Annotated in this window: 14 protein-coding genes; 8 read left to right on the top strand and 6 right to left on the bottom strand. The window is 63.1% G+C overall.

What is annotated here, in order from left to right; genetic code table 11:
- Window positions 1-15 precede the first annotated feature (15 nt).
- Window positions 16-1,005: an alpha/beta hydrolase gene (locus tag LB553_RS01630; RefSeq protein ID WP_224509863.1), complete on the top strand. Its 990-nt coding sequence runs from the start codon at window positions 16-18 to the stop codon at window positions 1,003-1,005.
- A gap of 84 nt (window positions 1,006-1,089) precedes the next feature.
- Here LB553_RS01630 and LB553_RS01625 read toward each other — a convergent pair whose 3' ends face one another.
- Window positions 1,090-2,529: a DEAD/DEAH box helicase gene (locus LB553_RS01625; protein WP_224509862.1), complete on the bottom strand. Its 1,440-nt coding sequence runs from the start codon at window positions 2,527-2,529 to the stop codon at window positions 1,090-1,092.
- Window positions 2,530-2,606: 77 nt separating this feature from the next.
- Here LB553_RS01625 and LB553_RS01620 point away from each other — a divergent pair, with 77 nt between their 5' ends.
- The 4 genes from LB553_RS01620 to waaF are packed head-to-tail and all read left to right on the top strand — an operon-like array spanning window position 2,607 to window position 6,489.
- Window positions 2,607-2,912 (top strand): hypothetical protein, encoded by a 306-nt coding sequence (locus LB553_RS01620; protein ID WP_224509859.1) that lies wholly within the window; start codon window positions 2,607-2,609, stop codon window positions 2,910-2,912.
- Between the two features lie 9 nt (window positions 2,913-2,921).
- A complete protein-coding gene (locus tag LB553_RS01615; RefSeq protein WP_224509856.1) occupies window positions 2,922-4,454 on the top strand; it encodes an acyl-CoA carboxylase subunit beta in 1,533 nt (510 codons plus the stop codon).
- A 19-nt stretch (window positions 4,455-4,473) separates the two neighbouring features.
- Window positions 4,474-5,415 (top strand): glycosyltransferase, encoded by a 942-nt coding sequence (locus LB553_RS01610; protein WP_224509853.1) that lies wholly within the window; start codon window positions 4,474-4,476, stop codon window positions 5,413-5,415.
- 57 nt (window positions 5,416-5,472) lie between these two features.
- Window positions 5,473-6,489 carry a lipopolysaccharide heptosyltransferase II gene (gene waaF / locus LB553_RS01605; protein WP_224509850.1) on the top strand — a complete coding sequence of 339 codons (1,017 nt, stop codon included), beginning with the start codon at window positions 5,473-5,475 and terminating at the stop codon, window positions 6,487-6,489.
- A 13-nt stretch (window positions 6,490-6,502) separates the two neighbouring features.
- On the opposite strand, the gene LB553_RS01600 is transcribed toward waaF, so the two are convergent.
- Window positions 6,503-8,509: a hypothetical protein gene (locus LB553_RS01600; RefSeq protein ID WP_224509848.1), complete on the bottom strand. Its 2,007-nt coding sequence runs from the start codon at window positions 8,507-8,509 to the stop codon at window positions 6,503-6,505.
- Window positions 8,506-10,023 carry an NAD(P)H-hydrate dehydratase gene (locus tag LB553_RS01595; protein ID WP_224510477.1) on the bottom strand — a complete coding sequence of 506 codons (1,518 nt, stop codon included), beginning with the start codon at window positions 10,021-10,023 and terminating at the stop codon, window positions 8,506-8,508. Before LB553_RS01595 ends, LB553_RS01600 begins: the two co-directional genes overlap by 4 nt.
- Before the next feature lie 348 nt (window positions 10,024-10,371).
- Between LB553_RS01595 and LB553_RS01590 the strand changes: the two genes are divergently transcribed.
- Together LB553_RS01590 and glnA are read left to right on the top strand one after the other, a co-directional pair.
- On the top strand, window positions 10,372-10,710 hold the full coding sequence (locus tag LB553_RS01590; protein WP_018428041.1) for a P-II family nitrogen regulator: 339 nt from the start codon (window positions 10,372-10,374) through the stop codon (window positions 10,708-10,710).
- Window positions 10,711-10,753: 43 nt separating this feature from the next.
- Window positions 10,754-12,163, top strand: a complete 1,410-nt coding sequence (glnA, locus tag LB553_RS01585; protein ID WP_224509847.1) for a type I glutamate--ammonia ligase — start codon at window positions 10,754-10,756, stop codon at window positions 12,161-12,163.
- Between the two features lie 182 nt (window positions 12,164-12,345).
- Here glnA and LB553_RS01580 read toward each other — a convergent pair whose 3' ends face one another.
- Entirely contained in the window at window positions 12,346-13,383 is a 1,038-nt protein-coding gene (locus LB553_RS01580) for a glutamine synthetase beta-grasp domain-containing protein (protein WP_224509846.1), read from the bottom strand.
- Between the two features lie 310 nt (window positions 13,384-13,693).
- Here LB553_RS01580 and LB553_RS01575 point away from each other — a divergent pair, with 310 nt between their 5' ends.
- Window positions 13,694-13,888, top strand: a complete 195-nt coding sequence (locus LB553_RS01575; protein WP_224509843.1) for a DUF2735 domain-containing protein — start codon at window positions 13,694-13,696, stop codon at window positions 13,886-13,888.
- 78 nt (window positions 13,889-13,966) lie between these two features.
- Here LB553_RS01575 and LB553_RS01570 read toward each other — a convergent pair whose 3' ends face one another.
- Entirely contained in the window at window positions 13,967-15,856 is a 1,890-nt protein-coding gene (locus tag LB553_RS01570; RefSeq protein ID WP_224509841.1) for an MFS transporter, read from the bottom strand.
- Between the two features lie 248 nt (window positions 15,857-16,104).
- Window positions 16,105-16,896, bottom strand: a complete 792-nt coding sequence (locus LB553_RS01565; protein ID WP_224509840.1) for an ATP12 family chaperone protein — start codon at window positions 16,894-16,896, stop codon at window positions 16,105-16,107.
- Between the last annotated feature and the right edge of the window lie 85 nt (window positions 16,897-16,981).

Below are 16,981 nucleotides of genomic sequence, written 5' to 3'. Positions count from 1 at the left end.
TGCTTGGAGACTGTAATGGGGCGGCGGATCGTGCTGGCGGTGCTTGGCCTTGCAGTCATCCTGGTCGCCGGCTTCTTTCTCGGACCGCGCGTGCCGGTCGACACCACAATCCATTTCAATCCATCGGTGATCGGCGATGATCCGCAGGCCTATCTGGCGCGTGAAGAGGCTGCCGTGCCCAACATCCGCGACGGCCTCGACAAGGAGATCATCTGGGCGAATCCGATGGTCCACGCCAAGACGCCTTTAGCCATCGTTTACATCCATGGCTTTTCCGCCTCGAAGGGCGAGGTTCGCCCCTTGCCGGACGATATCGCGGAGGAATTGGATGCCAACCTGTTCTACACGCGCCTGACCGGGCACGGCCAGGACGGCGCGGCGATGGCGCAAGGCAGCGTCAATGCGTGGATCAACGACTATGAGGAGGCCTTGGCCATCGGCCGCGCCATCGGCGACAAGGTGATCGTCATCGGAACCTCGACCGGCGGCGCGCTGGCGGCGTGGGCCGCCACGCAGCCGGGCGCATCCGACGATGTCGCGGCCATCGCATTCATATCGCCGAATTTCGGCGTGAAGGCCTCCGGCGCCGAGTTGCTCACCATACCCTGGGGCCGGCAGATCGCCGAGCTTGTCGGTGGCAAGGAGCGCAGCCTCCCTGCGCGCAACGCACTGCACGAGAAATTCTGGACCACCAAATATCCCATGAGGGCGGTGCTGCCGATGGCGGCGCTCACCAATCTTGCCTACGAGGCGCCGGTCGAGAAAGCGAAAATCCCCGCCCTCTTCATCTTCTCGGATTCCGACAAGGTGGTGCGGCCCGACCGGGCGCGCGAGATAGCCGGGCGCTGGGGTGCGCCGCATGAGCTGGTGCCGGTCGACGACACCGGCGATCCGGACAATCACGTCATCGCTGGCGATGTGCTGTCGCCGCAAACCACAGCCTTCCTCACCCAGCGTATCGTGGTGTGGGTGAAGGCGTTGATGCAGCAGCAGTCAGCCCAGTGAAATGGGGCAAATCAAATCAGACAGTGAAATGAAAACGGCCGAAGTATCGCTCCGGCCGTTCCTGTTCGCGTGATTCTGCCAGGCTCAAGCGGCCCGGTTCGCCGGACGCTTGCCGCCGAAGCGGCGCTTGTTATTGCCCTTGAAGCGCTTGAAGCCGTCGGGCTTGCTCGAGGCATTCGGCTTGGCCGCAGCCGGGCGTTCCCCCTGGGGCTTCGAAGCGCGCTCGCCATGGGGCTGACCGCCGAAGCGCTTGTTGTCGCTACCGTTGCCAGGGCGGCGGCCATCGCGGCGGGCGCCGTGATGCTCGCGGTCATTGGCCGGTTCGAAATGACGCTCGGTCTTTTCCCTGGGATCGCGCTGCGGGTCCGGGCTGCCGAGATGATCGGCGACGACCGGCAGCTTCATGCGGATGATGCGCTCGACCTGCCGCAGCTTGGCGTTTTCCGAAGGATCGCACAGCGTGATCGCAATACCGTCCCTGCCGTTGCGGCCGGTGCGGCCGATACGATGGACGTAGCTTTCCGCTTCGTCCGGCAGGTCGAAATTCACGACATGGCTGATGCCGGGCACGTCGATGCCGCGCGCCGCGATATCGGTCGCGACCAGGATGCGAACCGAGCCGTCGCGGAAATCGTTGAGCGCCTTCTGCCGGGCGTTCTGCGACTTGTTGCCATGGATGACGGCAGCCTCGAAACCGTCACGGGCAAGGTCCTTGGTGACGCGATCGGCGCCATGCTTGGTGCGTGAGAACACGATCACCGAGCGCATTGCCTCGTCGGCGAGCATCTTGGACAGCACCTGGCGCTTCTGCTTGGTGCGGGCGAGCACCACGCTCTGCACGATCTCGGCTGCCGCAGTGCTCTGCGGCGCGACTTCGACGCGGATCGGGTTCTTCAGAAGGCCCTTTGCCAATTCGGCGATTTCATTCGGCATGGTGGCCGAGAACAGCACCGTCTGACGGTCGGCCGCGGTCGCCTTGGCGATACGCTTGACATCATTGATAAAGCCCATGTCGAGCATGCGGTCGCCTTCATCCAGCACCAGCCATTTGGTGTCGGCAAGGATGAGGTCGCCTTCGCGCACCAGGTCGGTCAGGCGGCCGGGCGTGGCGATCAGGATGTCGACGCCCGGCGCAACCTTCTTCACCTGGCTGAAGCGCGAGACGCCGCCCAGCACCAGCGCGGTCGAGACATGCGCGCCCTTGGCGAGGATCTTGATGGTGTCCTCGATCTGCACGGCGAGTTCGCGCGTCGGCGCCAGGATGAGCGCCCGCGTCGTCTTCGGCCGTCGCTTGGTGCCCAGGCCGATGATCTTCGAGAGGATCGGCAGCGCGAAGGCTGCGGTCTTGCCCGAGCCGGTCTGGGCGATGCCGAAAATGTCACGGCCTTCCATCTGCGGCGGGATCGCCTGCGTCTGGATCGGCTTCGGATCGGTGAAACCGGCGGCATGGGTTGCCTTGAGCAGCGCGCCCGAAATCCCAAGTGCTGCGAAACCGTTCAGTTCCGCTGTGTTTTCGTTGGTCAAAATATTCTTCTTTCACGCGACCTTGTGGCCGCAAACATCAATGGCGGCAGGGCGCAACCTGCCGTCGGATAATTGTCATGGAACGACAAGGCGGCGGACAATCGTCCGCGCGGCTGCGCTGTCGTGCCCGCCAGCATCATGCCGCGGGGCTTTTTCGCCAGCTTGCCGATCGACCAGGGCCGATTTGCCGGAAAGAGGGAAAACAGACGCAACCAGTCTCATTCGTCGAGAAGGCCGGATTCTTCCCAGCCCAAGCGCCTATGCCGCTGCATATGGCTGAGTTCGTTCCGAAATGCAAGGGCTCCATGTTGCAATGCAGCAAAACAGGGGTGCTTGCGCTCCCCTGCCCGCGCGATTACCACAAATTTACTTATTGGTTTTGAGGACCGGCAATGAAGGACGTGCTGAAGGAACTCGAGCGCCGCCGCGAGACTGCCCGCATGGGCGGCGGCAAGGACCGCATCGAGGCGCAGCACAAGAAGGGCAAGCTCACCGCTCGCGAGCGTATCGAGATATTCCTCGACGAGGGCTCGTTCGAGGAGTTCGACATGTATGTCGAGCACCGCTCGACCGATTTCGGCATGGAGAAGACCAAGATCGCCGGCGACGGCGTGGTCACCGGCTGGGGCACCGTCAACGGCCGCCCGGTCTATATCTTTGCCAAGGATTTTACCGTGTTCGGCGGCTCGCTGTCGGAAGCCCATGCCGAAAAGGTCATCAAGGTCCAGGAGATGGCGCTGCGCAATCGCGCGCCGATCATCGGCCTCTACGATGCCGGCGGCGCACGCATCCAGGAAGGCGTGGCCGCGCTTGGCGGCTATGCCGAGATATTCCAGCGCAATGTGCTGGCATCCGGCGTCATTCCGCAGATTTCGTTGATCATGGGTCCCTGCGCCGGCGGCGACGTCTATTCGCCCGCCATGACCGATTTCATCTTCATGGTGCGCGACACCTCCTACATGTTCGTCACCGGACCGGACGTGGTAAAGACGGTGACCAACGAGACGGTGACCGCGGAAAGCCTCGGCGGCGCAAGCGTGCACACCACCAAATCCTCCATCGCCGATGGCGCCTATGACAATGATGTCGAGGCGCTGCTGCAGATGCGCCGGCTGGTCGACCTGCTGCCGGCATCGAACACGGCCGAGATTCCCGAGATCGAATGCTACCAGTCGGTGACGGATCATGACCTGTCGCTCGACCGGCTGATCCCCGACAACGCCAACAAGCCTTACGACATCAAGGAGCTGATCCTGAAGGTCGCGGACGAAGGCGATTTCTTCGAGATCCAGCAGAGTTTTGCCAAGAACATCGTCACCGGCTTCGGCCGGGTCGAAGGCCGCACAGTCGGTTTCGTCGCCAACCAGCCGATGGTGCTGGCCGGCGTGCTCGATTCCGACGCCAGCCGCAAGGCTGCGCGCTTCGTGCGCTTCTGCGACTGTTTTTCGATTCCGATCGTAACCTTCGTCGATGTCCCTGGGTTCCTGCCGGGCACCGCGCAGGAATATGGCGGGCTGATCAAGCATGGCGCCAAGCTGCTCTTCGCCTATGCCGAGGCGACCGTGCCGAAGATCACCGTCATCACCCGCAAGGCTTATGGCGGCGCCTATGACGTGATGGCCTCGAAGCATCTGCGCGGCGACATGAACTATGCCTGGCCAACAGCGCAGATCGCGGTGATGGGCGCCAGGGGCGCGGTCGAGATCATCTATCGCAAGGATATCGGCGATCCGGAGAAAATTGCCGCCCATACAAAGACTTACGAAGATCGCTTTCTGTCGCCCTTCGTTGCAGCCGAACGCGGCTACATCGACGAGGTGATCATGCCGCATTCGACCCGCCGCCGCGTCGCGCGAGCGCTGCGCATGCTGCGCAACAAAGACATGCAGAACCCCTGGAAGAAGCACGACAACATCCCGCTGTGACAAGCTGCACCGACAAGAAATGCGCATAACCCTTGCAGCCCAGAGCCTTATTCCAGCGAAGGGGTATGGCGGCACACAGCGCCAGGTCGAATGGCTGATCACCGAACTGGTCAGGCTCGGGCACCATGTAGTCCTGATCGCCGCGCCGGGATCGTCGCATCCACTATGCGAGGTCAGGCATGCGATCAGCGATGCCGAATGCCGGGCGGCGATCCCACGCGACACGCAGATCGTCCATCTCCACGCCTGGAAGGTCGAGGTCCCCTTTCCGACGCTCAACACCGAGCACGGTCATCTTCCGGATTATCCGCGGCCGCAGCCCAACTGGAGCTTCCTCAGCGCCCGTCATGCGGAGCTGCATGGCCGCAAGACCTTCGTCTACAACGGCTTTCCGGTGGACGCCTATCGCACGGCACCGTCGAAGAACGACCATCTGTTTTTCATGGCGGCCATCGCGCGGGCCGGAAAGGGGTTGAACCGGGCGGTGGAGTTGGCGAAAAAATTCGACTTCCCCCTCGATATCGCCGGCGGCTCGCGCTGGAAGCTGCTCGGCCGCAGCAAGACACGTCGCGAGGGCGTCTTTTTCAAGAGCCTTTCCGCGCGCTACCGCTTTCACGGCATGGTCGACGGCCAGGACAAATTGCGCCTGCTGGGTGAATCGAAGGCATTCCTCAACCCGATCTCCTGGGAGGAGCCGTTCGGCATGGCGCAGGTCGAGGCCATGCTGTGCGGCACGCCAGTGCTCACCACACCGCGCGGCGCGCTCGTGGAAACCGTCGACGCGGATACCGGCCGCTTCTTCGAGACCGACGAGGAGTTCGGGCGCGGTTTTGGCGAGGTCGGAGGCCTGCCGGCGCAGCGATGCCGGCAGTCTGCCGCGGACAGGTTCCCGATCGAGAAAACGGCAAAAGCCTATCTGGAACTCTATGCCCGCATCCTTGATGGCGAAGCGCTTCCGTGACAAATCACCGTCATGCTCGCCATTGGCAGCGGCCGTTCCGGATCGAAAAGGTAGCGCTTGTTGCGTCCCATCCTCGTCTTCTGCTTGCCGGCGATCGGTGATTTCATCCGTTGCCATTCGGCAATCCGGATACTTGCCGAGAAGTTCCCTGGGCACCCGATCGACGTCGCCACCTCGCCGCTTGCCGCGCCGCTGGCGCGGCTGATGCCGCATATCCGCAAGACCTGGGTCGTTGAGAAGCACTGGAAGCCCGGGCTGAAAGAGCGCGCAGGTCTGGCGCGCGAAATCCGCAAGGAGAACTACCAGGCGGCCTATATGCTCACCAGCAGCACCAAGGCCGCGCTTGTGCCATGGCTGGCCGGCATACCGGAGCGTATCGGCTATCCGCGCGAATTCCAGTTCGGCATCATCAACCGCCTGCCCGCCCGCTGGCCGAAGAGCTTCGTGGCGTTCGGCCCGCGCAAGACGAGATTGTTCGAGCAAGTCTGCGCGATCGCGATGCTGGGCGAGAAGCCTGGCGATCACATGCGCCTGCCTGCGCCGCAAATAGCGGTTTCAGCCGAGGAACTTTCCGATTGGCGCGTCCGGCATGGAATCGATCCGGCACGGCCGGCGCTGGCGCTTTACACCTCGGCTTTCAGCAATTTCCGTTCATGGCCGGCGGAGCGGTTTATCTCGGTAGCGCAGGATCACGCCCGGCGCGGCTGGTCGGTCTGGCTCATCGGCGGCCCGCGCGAACGCGAGGCCGCCGCCCAGATCCGGGCAGCGCTTCCGGAGGCGGTGGATTTCACATCGACGCCGCAACTGACCGACGCCATATGCCAGATCGCCGCCTCGACGGTCTTTCTTGGCGTCGATGGCGGGCTCTGCCATGCTGCCGCGGCCTTGGGCGGACCATGCGTGCTTATCTTCGGATCAAACCGCTCCTATGAGACCGGACCGGTGAACGACCAGGTGCGCTATCTCGAGCCGCCGATTTCGACGCCGAGCTGGGTCCAGGACACACGCGGTGTCAGCGAGGAACGCGTTCTTGCCGCTTTGGCCGACGCCGTGAGGCAGCCGCGCCCCAGCTAGGTTGCCTGACCTATTATTCTTCGGCTGCCGCGCCGAAGCCGGCGTCCATGCCGGCGCGCGCTGTGGTCGTCCACGGCGTGGCATGGTTGTCGATACGCATCTGGAAGATGAAATAGGTCGGCGAACAGAAGCCGATGCCCTTGACCTTGGCCGCGCCCGGCGTGTCCGGCGGCAGCGACTGGCACATATAGTCCTCGCGGCAGAAATGCTCGGCCGAGCAGGCTGGACGGTTGCCGCGGTTGACCGCGCCGCCCAAACACTGGTCGAAATTGTTGGTGGCCACGCAGATGTCGAACTTCTTGCCGCCGACAAGGCCGCAGATTTCGCTGGGCATCGGCTTGCCGGGCTTGAAGGCGGCGAAGGCGCGATCCTTGTCATCGCAGGCGCGATACGCGAAGCCTCCCGGAACGCCGATCTTCGGCGGCCGGCAGGTATAGGCGGTGCGCGAGATCGACGGCGCGGGAGCGGCGAACTGGCCGCTGATCTTGTAGCGGTCGTTGAACGGCTGCGTCACGTTGCTGGCGATCGAGCCGGCGAGGCAAGGATGGCCCGAAAACATCGCGGGACTGTCTTTAGGCAGCAGGCATTGCGCCAGTTTGGTCCTCACCCCCGAAGCGGTCGCGATCGGTGTGCAGACCGTTCCGGCGCCGCATTGCCAGGTGCCGCCGAAGCGGCTTGCGTCTTCCGGCATAAGGCATGGCATCGCCGTTTCGGCCGGCGCATAGACGGGCTCGCCGGTATCTTTCCAGGCGGCGGGCGGCGCGAAGGAGAGCGGGCGAGAACGATTGGGCTCCCTGCCCTCGGCGGTCGCCTTGAGCCACGCTTCGCGGCGCGGGATGTCGGCGTGGAGATGCGGCGAGATACCGACTTCGATGCGGTTGAGCGGCGAGGTCGTGGCGTCGTCGAGACCGATGAAATGGAAGCCGGCAGTTGAGCCCGCCTGATGGCAGCCCTGGCAGGCACCGTTGTCGAGCCGCTCGACCAAAGCGTCCGGCGTGCGCGCCAAGGAAAACTTCGAATAGTCGAGCCCGGCGAACTCCTTTGCGTCGAACAGCGGGGTGAACGGATGATTCGCTTGCCTTACGCTGCCGAAGGTCGACCAGGAGATGACTTTTCGGGCGAGGAATTGATCCGGGATTTCGTAGACGCCGATATCGACCGCCGCGGCATTGGCGCGGACATAGTCGGCGAGCCGCGCCTTCAGATCGGCGTCCTCGGCAAGCCGGGCCGTGTCCGGCGTATTTTCTAAAGGCTTCTCGCCGACCGTCGCCCCATCGATGCTGAAGATGCGCATCAGGTAAGCGGCCTGGCCGCCGAACTCGGTTTCCTGGCCGGAAGGAAAGCGCACCACCTGCGCGTTGAGCTCGAGCTGCTTGAAAGATAGCGAGGCCTTTTCGAGCGGCCCGCCGGCCAGCCAGCCGGCATCGACCGCCTCGTCGAGCTGCGGCGTCCAGCGGCCGGCAGCGCCCACGCAGCCGCCGTCGGCGTCTTGAGCGACACGGTATATGGCGCTGAAGTTGAACGGCAGGCGCGAGGCCAGTTGCTTGCCGTTCTTTTTGAATCTGTAGGCCAGGCGATAGATGAACCGCACCTCCCCGCAGCTCGTCTCGTTGCCAAGCGCTGGGAAATCGCGCCGGTCGAGGCGGTTGACGACACCGACCAAACGGAAGCGCGCGGCGTTCGTCTTCAGCCATCGCATGTCGATGATGCGGCCGACATTGCCGTCGGTGACTTCGTAGAGGGTACGGCCGCCCGCCTTCATGTCGGCGCGCAACGCGGCGACATCGGCGGCCACCGTTTCGACGATGGCGTGATAGGCCGGTGCGGAGTCGTAGAGGTATTTCAGGTCGTCGCTGCCGTCGACGCCGAAGAGGCCGGCGAAGCCATATCCCTTGGCATCGAGCGCGGCGAGCACGCGCGGGTCGTCGACGATGGTGACCGGGCGACCGGCGGCGCGCGCCGCCTGTGTGGTGAAAGCCGCGAGGAGAACGACGGCGACAAGGAAGCCCAGCAGCTTCATTGGACAGCACATTCCGTCAGTTCGCGGAGGACCGGCACCATCGCCAGCGGCAGGTCTTCGGCAATCAAACCTGGGCCGAAACGGCTGCCGGCCTCGGCATGGATCCAGACTCCGGCGCAAGCCGCTTCGAAGGCCGGCATGCCTTGGGCGAGAAGCCCGGCGATGAGGCCCGCCAGCACGTCGCCTGAACCGGCTGTTGCGAGCCAAGGCGCGCCATTGCTGTTGATCGCGGTGCGGCCGTCCGGCGAGGCGATCACGCTGTCGGCGCCCTTGTAGACGATCATGGCGTTGGCGCGCAGCGCGGCTTCGCGCGCCTTGGTGAGCTTTGACAAAGCCTTGTCGGCGGCAATGTCCGCAAACAGCCTGGCGAACTCACCCTCATGCGGCGTCATGATCAACGCCGGCGCGTCCGGTCTGGCGGCCGCCTCGAACAGCGTCGAGGCCGCGTCGCGAAAAGACGTGATGCCGTCGGCGTCGAGCACGAGGCCCTCGACGCCGCCGTCCTGGCGGTTTTTGGCGAGCGCGGCGAGCGTGAAATCGCGTGCCTTGTCGCCGATGCCGAAGCCGGGGCCGAGAACGAAGGCGGATGGCCGGCGATCGCCGAGAAGGTCGTGCACGTCTTCGATCGCGTCGACCTTGCGCAGCATGATCGAGGTCAGATGCGCCGCGTTGACCTGCATGGCGTTCGCCGGCGACAGCACGGTGACGGCCCCTGCCCCGCTCCTTGCGGCCGCAAGCGCTGCGAGGCGCGCCGCACCCGTCGCGGATGGTCCGCCTGAAAAGACGCTTGCATGGCCGCGCCTGTACTTATGCGTGTCGACGGCGGGCGCGGGGAAGTTCGCGATCCAGAGCCTAGGCCGGTTCTCGAAGGCTTGCGGCGCAATCGCGTCGATGATCTCGTCACGAATGCCGATGTCGGCCAACACGATCTCGCCGCATCGCTCACGGCCAGGCAGAAGCAGGTGCCCAGGCTTTTTTCGCGCGAAGGTCACCGTAACGGCCGCGCTAAATGCCGAGCCGAGGATTTGGCCGCTTTCGCCGGAAACGCCCGAAGGCAGGTCGATCGCGATAACCGGCAGGTTCAGCCTGGTCACGGCGTCGACCGCGCCTTTGGCGTCGCCGGTGAGAGGCTTCGACAGGCCCGCCCCATAGATCGCGTCGACGACCAGCGAGCCGGCTTCCGCGGTGAAGGCCGAAAGCGGGTGCCGCTCCAGAGCGCAATCAGCCGCCGCAAGCGCGGCGTCGCTGCCCGCACGCGGTTTGCCCGATGTCCACAGGGCCACATCGACGCCGGCCTCGGCCAGCAGCCGCGCCACGACATAGCCGTCGCCGCCATTGTTGCCGGGGCCGCACAGCACGTGCACCCTCTTCGCGCCAGGGTAGCGCGCCAGCACGACGGCAGCGACCGCCTCGCCGGCACGTTGCATCAAGCGATAGCCGTCGAGCGGCCCGGCCGCGATCGCCAGTCTGTCGGCCTCGGCCATTTCGGCCGGCGATAGAAGTTCATTGCGCATGGGATTGCCGATCTCCATGCGATCAAGCATTGTCCAGTTTTCGGTTCGAAGCAAACCAGCGCGATTGCGGCATTATCCTGCACATGCGGTCGCGTCCGAGAGGGTTCTGCTTGCAAGTTGCGCTGTCTGCCCACTTTTTGCGCAGACGTGAGGAGGGGCGATGTATAGGATTTGGGCGTCCATGACGCATGCGATGCAGCGGATGACGCGAATTTGCATTCATGTGCGGCATGGGCTCGAAAACGCCCCTCACCGCCTGCACTCCTGACGATTGGCACGCTTCGTGCTTGATGAAGGCGCAAGCGGGGCACACAACCCGTCTTCTTGGCAGTGGAGGCCACTTTTTACATGAAAAAGATCGAAGCGATCATCAAGCCATTCAAGCTGGACGAAGTGAAGGAAGCGCTTCAGGAGGCCGGACTGCAAGGCATCACCGTTACCGAAGCCAAGGGCTTCGGCCGCCAGAAGGGTCACACCGAGCTTTATCGCGGCGCCGAATATGTCGTCGACTTCCTGCCCAAGGTGAAGATCGAGGTGGTGCTTGGCGACGAGGCCGTCGAAGGCGCCATCGAGGCCATCCGCAAGGCGGCGCAGACCGGCCGCATCGGCGACGGAAAAATCTTCGTCTCCAACATAGAGGAAGTCGTGCGCATCCGCACCGGCGAGACCGGCATCGACGCCATCTGACCTTCACCCCATTCCAGACGTCATCACACAGGGAAAAAACAACATGACGACAGCCAAAGACATCATGAAGCAGATCAAGGACAACGACGTGAAATTCGTCGACCTGCGCTTCACAGATCCGCGGGGCAAGCTGCAGCATGTGACGATGGATGTCGTCGAGGTCGAGGAAGACATGTTCGCCGACGGCGTCATGTTCGACGGCTCCTCGATCGCCGGCTGGAAGGCGATCAATGAGTCCGACATGGTGCTGATGCCCGACACCGACACCGTCCACATGGACCCGTTCTTCGCGCAGTCGACCATGGTCATCCTGTGCGACATCCTCGATCCGGTCTCGGGCGAGGCCTATAACCGCGATCCGCGCGGCACCGCCAAGAAGGCCGAAGCCTATATGAAGTCGGAGGGCATCGGCGACACGATCTATGTCGGCCCGGAGGCCGAGTTCTTCGTGTTCGACGACGTCAAGTACAAGGCCGATCCCTACAACACCGGCTTCCGGCTCGACTCGACCGAGCTGCCCTCCAACGACGACACCGACTACGAGACAGGCAATCTCGGCCACCGCCCGCGCATCAAGGGCGGCTATTTCCCGGTGCCGCCGATCGATTCCTGCCAGGACATGCGTTCGGAAATGCTGACTGTGCTCGCCGAGATGGGCGTGCGGGTCGAAAAGCATCACCACGAGGTTGCCGCCGCCCAGCACGAACTCGGCATCAAGTTCGACACGCTGGTGCGCAACGCCGACAAGATGCTGATCTACAAATATGTCGTGCACCAGGTCGCCAACGCCTATGGCAAGACAGCCACCTTCATGCCGAAGCCGGTGTTTGGCGACAATGGCTCGGGCATGCATGTGCACCAGTCGATCTGGAAGGGCGGCAAGCCGACCTTTGCCGGCAACGAATATGCCGGTCTGTCGGAGAGCTGCCTCTATTACATCGGCGGCATCATCAAGCACGCCAAGGCGATCAACGCTTTCACCAACCCGCTCACCAACTCCTACAAGCGTCTGGTGCCGGGCTATGAGGCGCCGGTGCTGCTCGCCTATTCGGCGCGCAACCGTTCGGCTTCCTGCCGCATTCCGTTCGGCTCGTCGCCGAAGTCGAAGCGGGTCGAGGTCCGCTTCCCCGATCCGGGCGCGAACCCCTATCTCGGCTTCGCCGCCATGCTGATGGCCGGCCTCGACGGCATCAAGAACAAGATCCATCCGGGACAGCCGATGGACAAGGATCTTTACGACCTGCCGCCGAAGGAACTGAAGAAGATCCCGACCGTCTGCGGCTCGCTGCGCGAAGCGCTGCAGAGCCTCGACAAGGACCGCGGCTTCCTGAAGGCCGGCGGCGTTTTCGACGACGACCAGATCGACTCCTATATTGAGCTCAAGATGGCCGAGGTCATGCGCTTCGAAATGACCCCGCACCCGGTCGAGTACGACATGTACTATTCGGTCTAAGCTTTCTGATCGCACGCTGAAATCAAGCCCTCAGAGGTGACCGCCTCCGGGGGCTTTTTCATTTTTGGAGACAGGTTTTGCGGCCATGTTTCCAAACGGCAAAAAGCCCCGGCGGTAACCCGCCGGGGCTTTTTTGTCGTTCTCGGCGCACCACAGCCTTCAAGCTGTGGCGACGAAACAGATCAGGCGGCGGCCGAAACGGCGGCTGTCGAAACCTGCGAGATCGTCTTCAGCACCTGCGAGGCGATCTGGTAGGGGTCGCCCTGCGAGTTCGGACGACGGTCTTCCAGGTAGCCCTTGTAGTCGTTCTTGACGAAGGAGTGCGGCACGCGGATCGAAGCGCCGCGGTCGGCGACGCCGTAGGAGAACTTGTTCCACGGCGCGGTCTCATGCTTGCCGGTCAGGCGCTTGTCGTTGTCCGGACCGTAGACGGCGATGTGGTCCATCAGGTTTTTCTCGAACTGCGCCATCAGCGCCTCGAAATAGGCCTTGCCGCCAACTTCACGCATGTACTTGGTCGAGAAATTGCAGTGCATGCCCGAGCCGTTCCAGTCCGTGTCGCCGAGCGGCTTGCAGTGGAATTCGATGTCGATGCCGTATTTTTCGGTCAGGCGCAGCAGCAGATAGCGCGCCATCCAGATCTGGTCGGCGGCCTTCTTGGAGCCCTTACCGAAAATCTGGAATTCCCACTGGCCCTTGGCCACTTCGGCGTTAATGCCTTCATGGTTGATGCCGGCGGCGAGGCAGAGGTCGAGATGCTCCTCGACGATCTGGCGGGCGACGTCGCCGACATTCTTGTAGCCGACGCCGGTGTAATACGGACCCTGCGGGGCCGGATAGCCGCTCTCGGGGAAGCCGAGGGGGCGGCCATCCTTGTAGAAGAAATATTCCTGCTCGAAGCCAAACCAGGCGTCCTCGTCGTCGAGGATGGTCGCGCGGCTGTTCGATTCATGCGGGGTGACCCCATCGGGCATCATGACTTCGCACATGACCAGGATGCCGTTTGTACGGGCCGGATCCGGATAAAGCGCGACCGGCTTCAGCACGCAATCGGAGCTGCGGCCCTCAGCCTGGTTGGTGGAGGAACCATCGAAGCCCCATAGCGGCAGCTGCTCGAGCGTCGGGAACTCGGCAAACTCCTTGATCTGGGTCTTGCCGCGCAGATTGGGGGTCGGGGTGTAGCCGTCGAGCCAGATATACTCGAGCTTGTATTTGGTCATTCCAGTGCCTCTCGTTGCTTGATCACCGCCACACGGTGGCGACGCTCGGCCGGCTGGAGCCGGCCTGCCGACGATTAAAAAGCAATTCGTATGCCACTCGGCCTTCATCGGGTGCGGCAAAATGGTCATGGCAACGCGTTGATTTTGCTGAGCCGCCTCAGCAATGCGCCTGGAACGTTCAGGCGCCAATTTTGCTTACAAAATAGGCAATTGCTGATCTTTTTGTAAGCATATTGCCTAAAGGAATCGCAGGACATATTTTGATGGGAAAGTGAATCGGTACGCTCCTGAAAAGACGAGGAGGTTGGCAATGCAAGTCACGCCATCGCGGCCGTCGGCAAAAATCCTGCTGTTCCCGCTTGCAGCACGCAAGCCTGCCTCAAATTTAGGCGCCAAGGCCAAATTCGCGGCAGAACTTGCAGCACTTCGCGGCGAACACGCCGACTTCGACGGCTGGTACCACGAAGCGGCGATCGAGGAAGAGAGCCAGCAGCGCAATAGCTGAGCACTTCTTTCAGTTCGGCATAAAAAAGCCCGGCGTGATTGCTCACGCCGGGCTTTCTGTTTGAACGGATGACCGAGGTCATTCCTTGGCGTGCAGGTCTGTGCCGAGCGTATCCCTGACGAAGATCATGCCGATGATAAGCGACATCGCCGCGATGATCACCGGATACCAGAGACCGTAATAGATATCGCCCTTATAGGCGCTGAGGGCGAACACCGTCGCCGGCAGCAGGCCGCCGAACCAGCCATTGCCGATGTGGTAAGGCAGCGACATGCCGGTGTAGCGGATGCGGGTCGGGAACATCTCGACCAGGACCGCGGCGATCGGCCCATAGACCATGGTGACGAACAGCACCAGGATAAACAGGATGCCGATCGTGAGCGGCCAGTTGATGGCTGCCGGATCGGCAGTCATGGCGAAGGCACCGCCGCCCGGGATGGTGTAGACGGTAACTTCCGGCGCGCCGGCCGCCTCATCCTTGGTCAGCAGCTTATCGGCGATTGCCTTGTCGACCGGAACCGTCGTCTTCTCGCCGGCACGGATCGTGGCAGCGTCGAGCTTCAGTTCCGGATTGGCCGCGATGAAGGCGTCGAGTTTCTGGTCCGGAACCTTGGCCGCGGCGCGCTTCAGCGGATAGCCGCCGTCCTGCAGCGCCATGTTCACCGCTTTCTGGAAGGCCGCCTCCTTGGCCTTGGCCTGATCGCCAGCGGCAACGGCGTCATAGGACGCCACCGTCTCGTTGCCGATCTTGACCGTGGCAGCCGTGCCGGGCGCCGCCGTCGCAACGACGTCGTAAGGCACCGAGTTCTTCGTCAGGAACGACGTCGCGATGTCACAGGATGTCGTGAACTTCGCCGTGCCGACCGGATTGAACTGGAACTTGCAGTCGCCGGGCGCCGCCGTCACCGTCGCGCGGGTGTTCTGCTGCGCGGTGGCCAGAGCCGGATTGGCGGCCCAGGTAAGCGCCTTGAACAGCGGGAAAGTGCAGACGATCCCGAGCGCAAGGCCCGCCATGATGATGGGCTTGCGACCGATTTTGTCCGACAGCCAGCCGAACACGACGAAGAAGATCGAGCCGACGGCAAGCGCGATAGCGATCATGACGTTGACCGACCATGCGTCGACCTTCAGCACGTTCTGCAGGAAGAACAGGGCGTAGAACTGCCCGTTGTACCAGATCACGGCCTGGCCGGCGGTAAGGCCGAGCAGCGCCAGAAGGGCGATCTTGGCGTTCTTCCACTGACCGAAAGCTTCCGTTAACGGCGCCTTCGAGCCCTTACCTTCCTCCTTCATGCGCTGGAAGGTCGGCGACTCTGAAAGCGACAGCCGGATCCAGATCGAGATGGCGAGGAGTAAGAACGAGACGATGAAGGGGATGCGCCACCCCCAACTGGCGTAGGTCTCTTTGCTGAGCGAGCCCTGGACGATCAGGATGACGATCAGCGACAGGAACAGGCCGAGCGTCGCCGTGGTCTGGATCCAGGACGTGTAGTAGCCGCGTCGGTCGTCCGGCGCGTGTTCGGCGACATAGGTCGCGGCGCCGCCATATTCGCCGCCAAGCGCAAGGCCCTGCAGCATGCGCAGCCCGATCAGGATCACTGGCGCCGCAATGCCCCAGCTGGCATAGCCGGGCAGCAGGCCGACCAGGAAGGTGGACAGGCCCATGATCGTCATGGTGACGAGGAAGGTGTATTTGCGGCCGACGAGATCGCCGATCCGGCCGAACACCAGGGCGCCGAAGGGACGCACGAGGAAGCCTGCAGCAAAGGCCAGCAGCGCGAAGATGTTGCGCGTCGCCTCGGGAATCGCCGGACTGAAGAAGGTCGAGCCGATGAAGGCTGCCAGCGAGCCGTAGAGATAGAAATCATACCACTCGAAAACGGTGCCGAGCGATGAGGCGAAGATGACCTTCTTCTCCTCCCGCGTCATGCCGCGGCTGGTTCCGCCGGCGGTCGAAGCCATTGCCATTTATATATCCTCCCGTGAGATCCCGTCTGTCCTCGATGGCTGCGCGCCACCGTCCACAACTCCTCCGGACGCGGACTCAAAAAACGCAGCCAACGCAGAAAAATGACAGAAAGCGCCGGTGAAAGGCACCGCGACGATGGGATTATGACTTTGGTATTAGGTGCGCTGCGAAAGCGGCGCGACGCTTGGAGCGGCTCAGCTTCGCGCAATTCTTGGGCAGAAGCCGCTGCCCACCTCCTGCAATTGCTTTAGCCTTGCAGCGCCTCGAGCAGGCTGACCGCCGCCATCATGTCGCGCTTGCGCGCCGAGCGACGCGCCACCGCCTCGGCATCCTGTCCCCAATGCTCGATCTGCCAGTCCTCGTCGACATGGGCCGCCGCCCAAGCTTCCTCGGCGTCGAGCTCGCCGAAATCGACGGCTAAAGCCAGCAGCGCCGAGCCGGTCAGCGCCGTCATGACATGGATGGCGGCCAGCCGCATCGGCTCGGAGCGTTGGCCAAGATGCGCGCCGAGGACGGCGATGGTTTCGCGCGGCTGCTCGACATGGATGACGCCTTCGGCAAGATTGAAGCGCGCGCCGAGGCTGCTGCGTGCCCAGTCGAGCACCGGATCCCAGAGTTTGTTCTGGCGATCGACCAGTCCCTGCGGGCCATCGGCCCGGTAGCACAAAAGATCGGACGAGGCGAAGCGCAGCACGTCCTCCAGCACCGCCTGCGGATCGGAGGCGACGCCGTCGACGGCGGTGTTGACGAGACGCATGACGGGCATCGTCATCGGATCGATGACCTCGGTTTGCGCGCTGAATTCATCGGCCACTAGGGCGGCGGCCTTTTCGGTCGGCAGCACCATCACGGCCTTGCCCGGCGTGCGCACCGGCCGTCCGTCGAGATGGATGGCAAAACCGTTCTCGACGGGAGCCACCGAAACGGCCTTGTAGAAACGCTTCGGCAGCGACGTCTTCATCTGGATCTGGGCGCGGCGCACGGGATCGGGATCGGACAGCAATTTGCCGGCTTCGAGGTCTTCGAGGATGTCGCGCATGCCGAACTCCTTAAAGCAATTCCAGGAAAAGTGTGAAGCGGTTTTCCGTCCGGAATTGCGTCAAAACAAAGAGATAGAGCAGCTT

Origin of the sequence: Mesorhizobium sp. CA8, from assembly GCF_020164955.1 — a bacterium.
In the GTDB taxonomy this organism is placed as follows: Bacteria; Pseudomonadota; Alphaproteobacteria; order Rhizobiales; family Rhizobiaceae; genus Mesorhizobium.
Note: the sequence above shows the minus strand (reverse complement) of the source record. Positions and strands in the feature narration are given on the sequence as shown.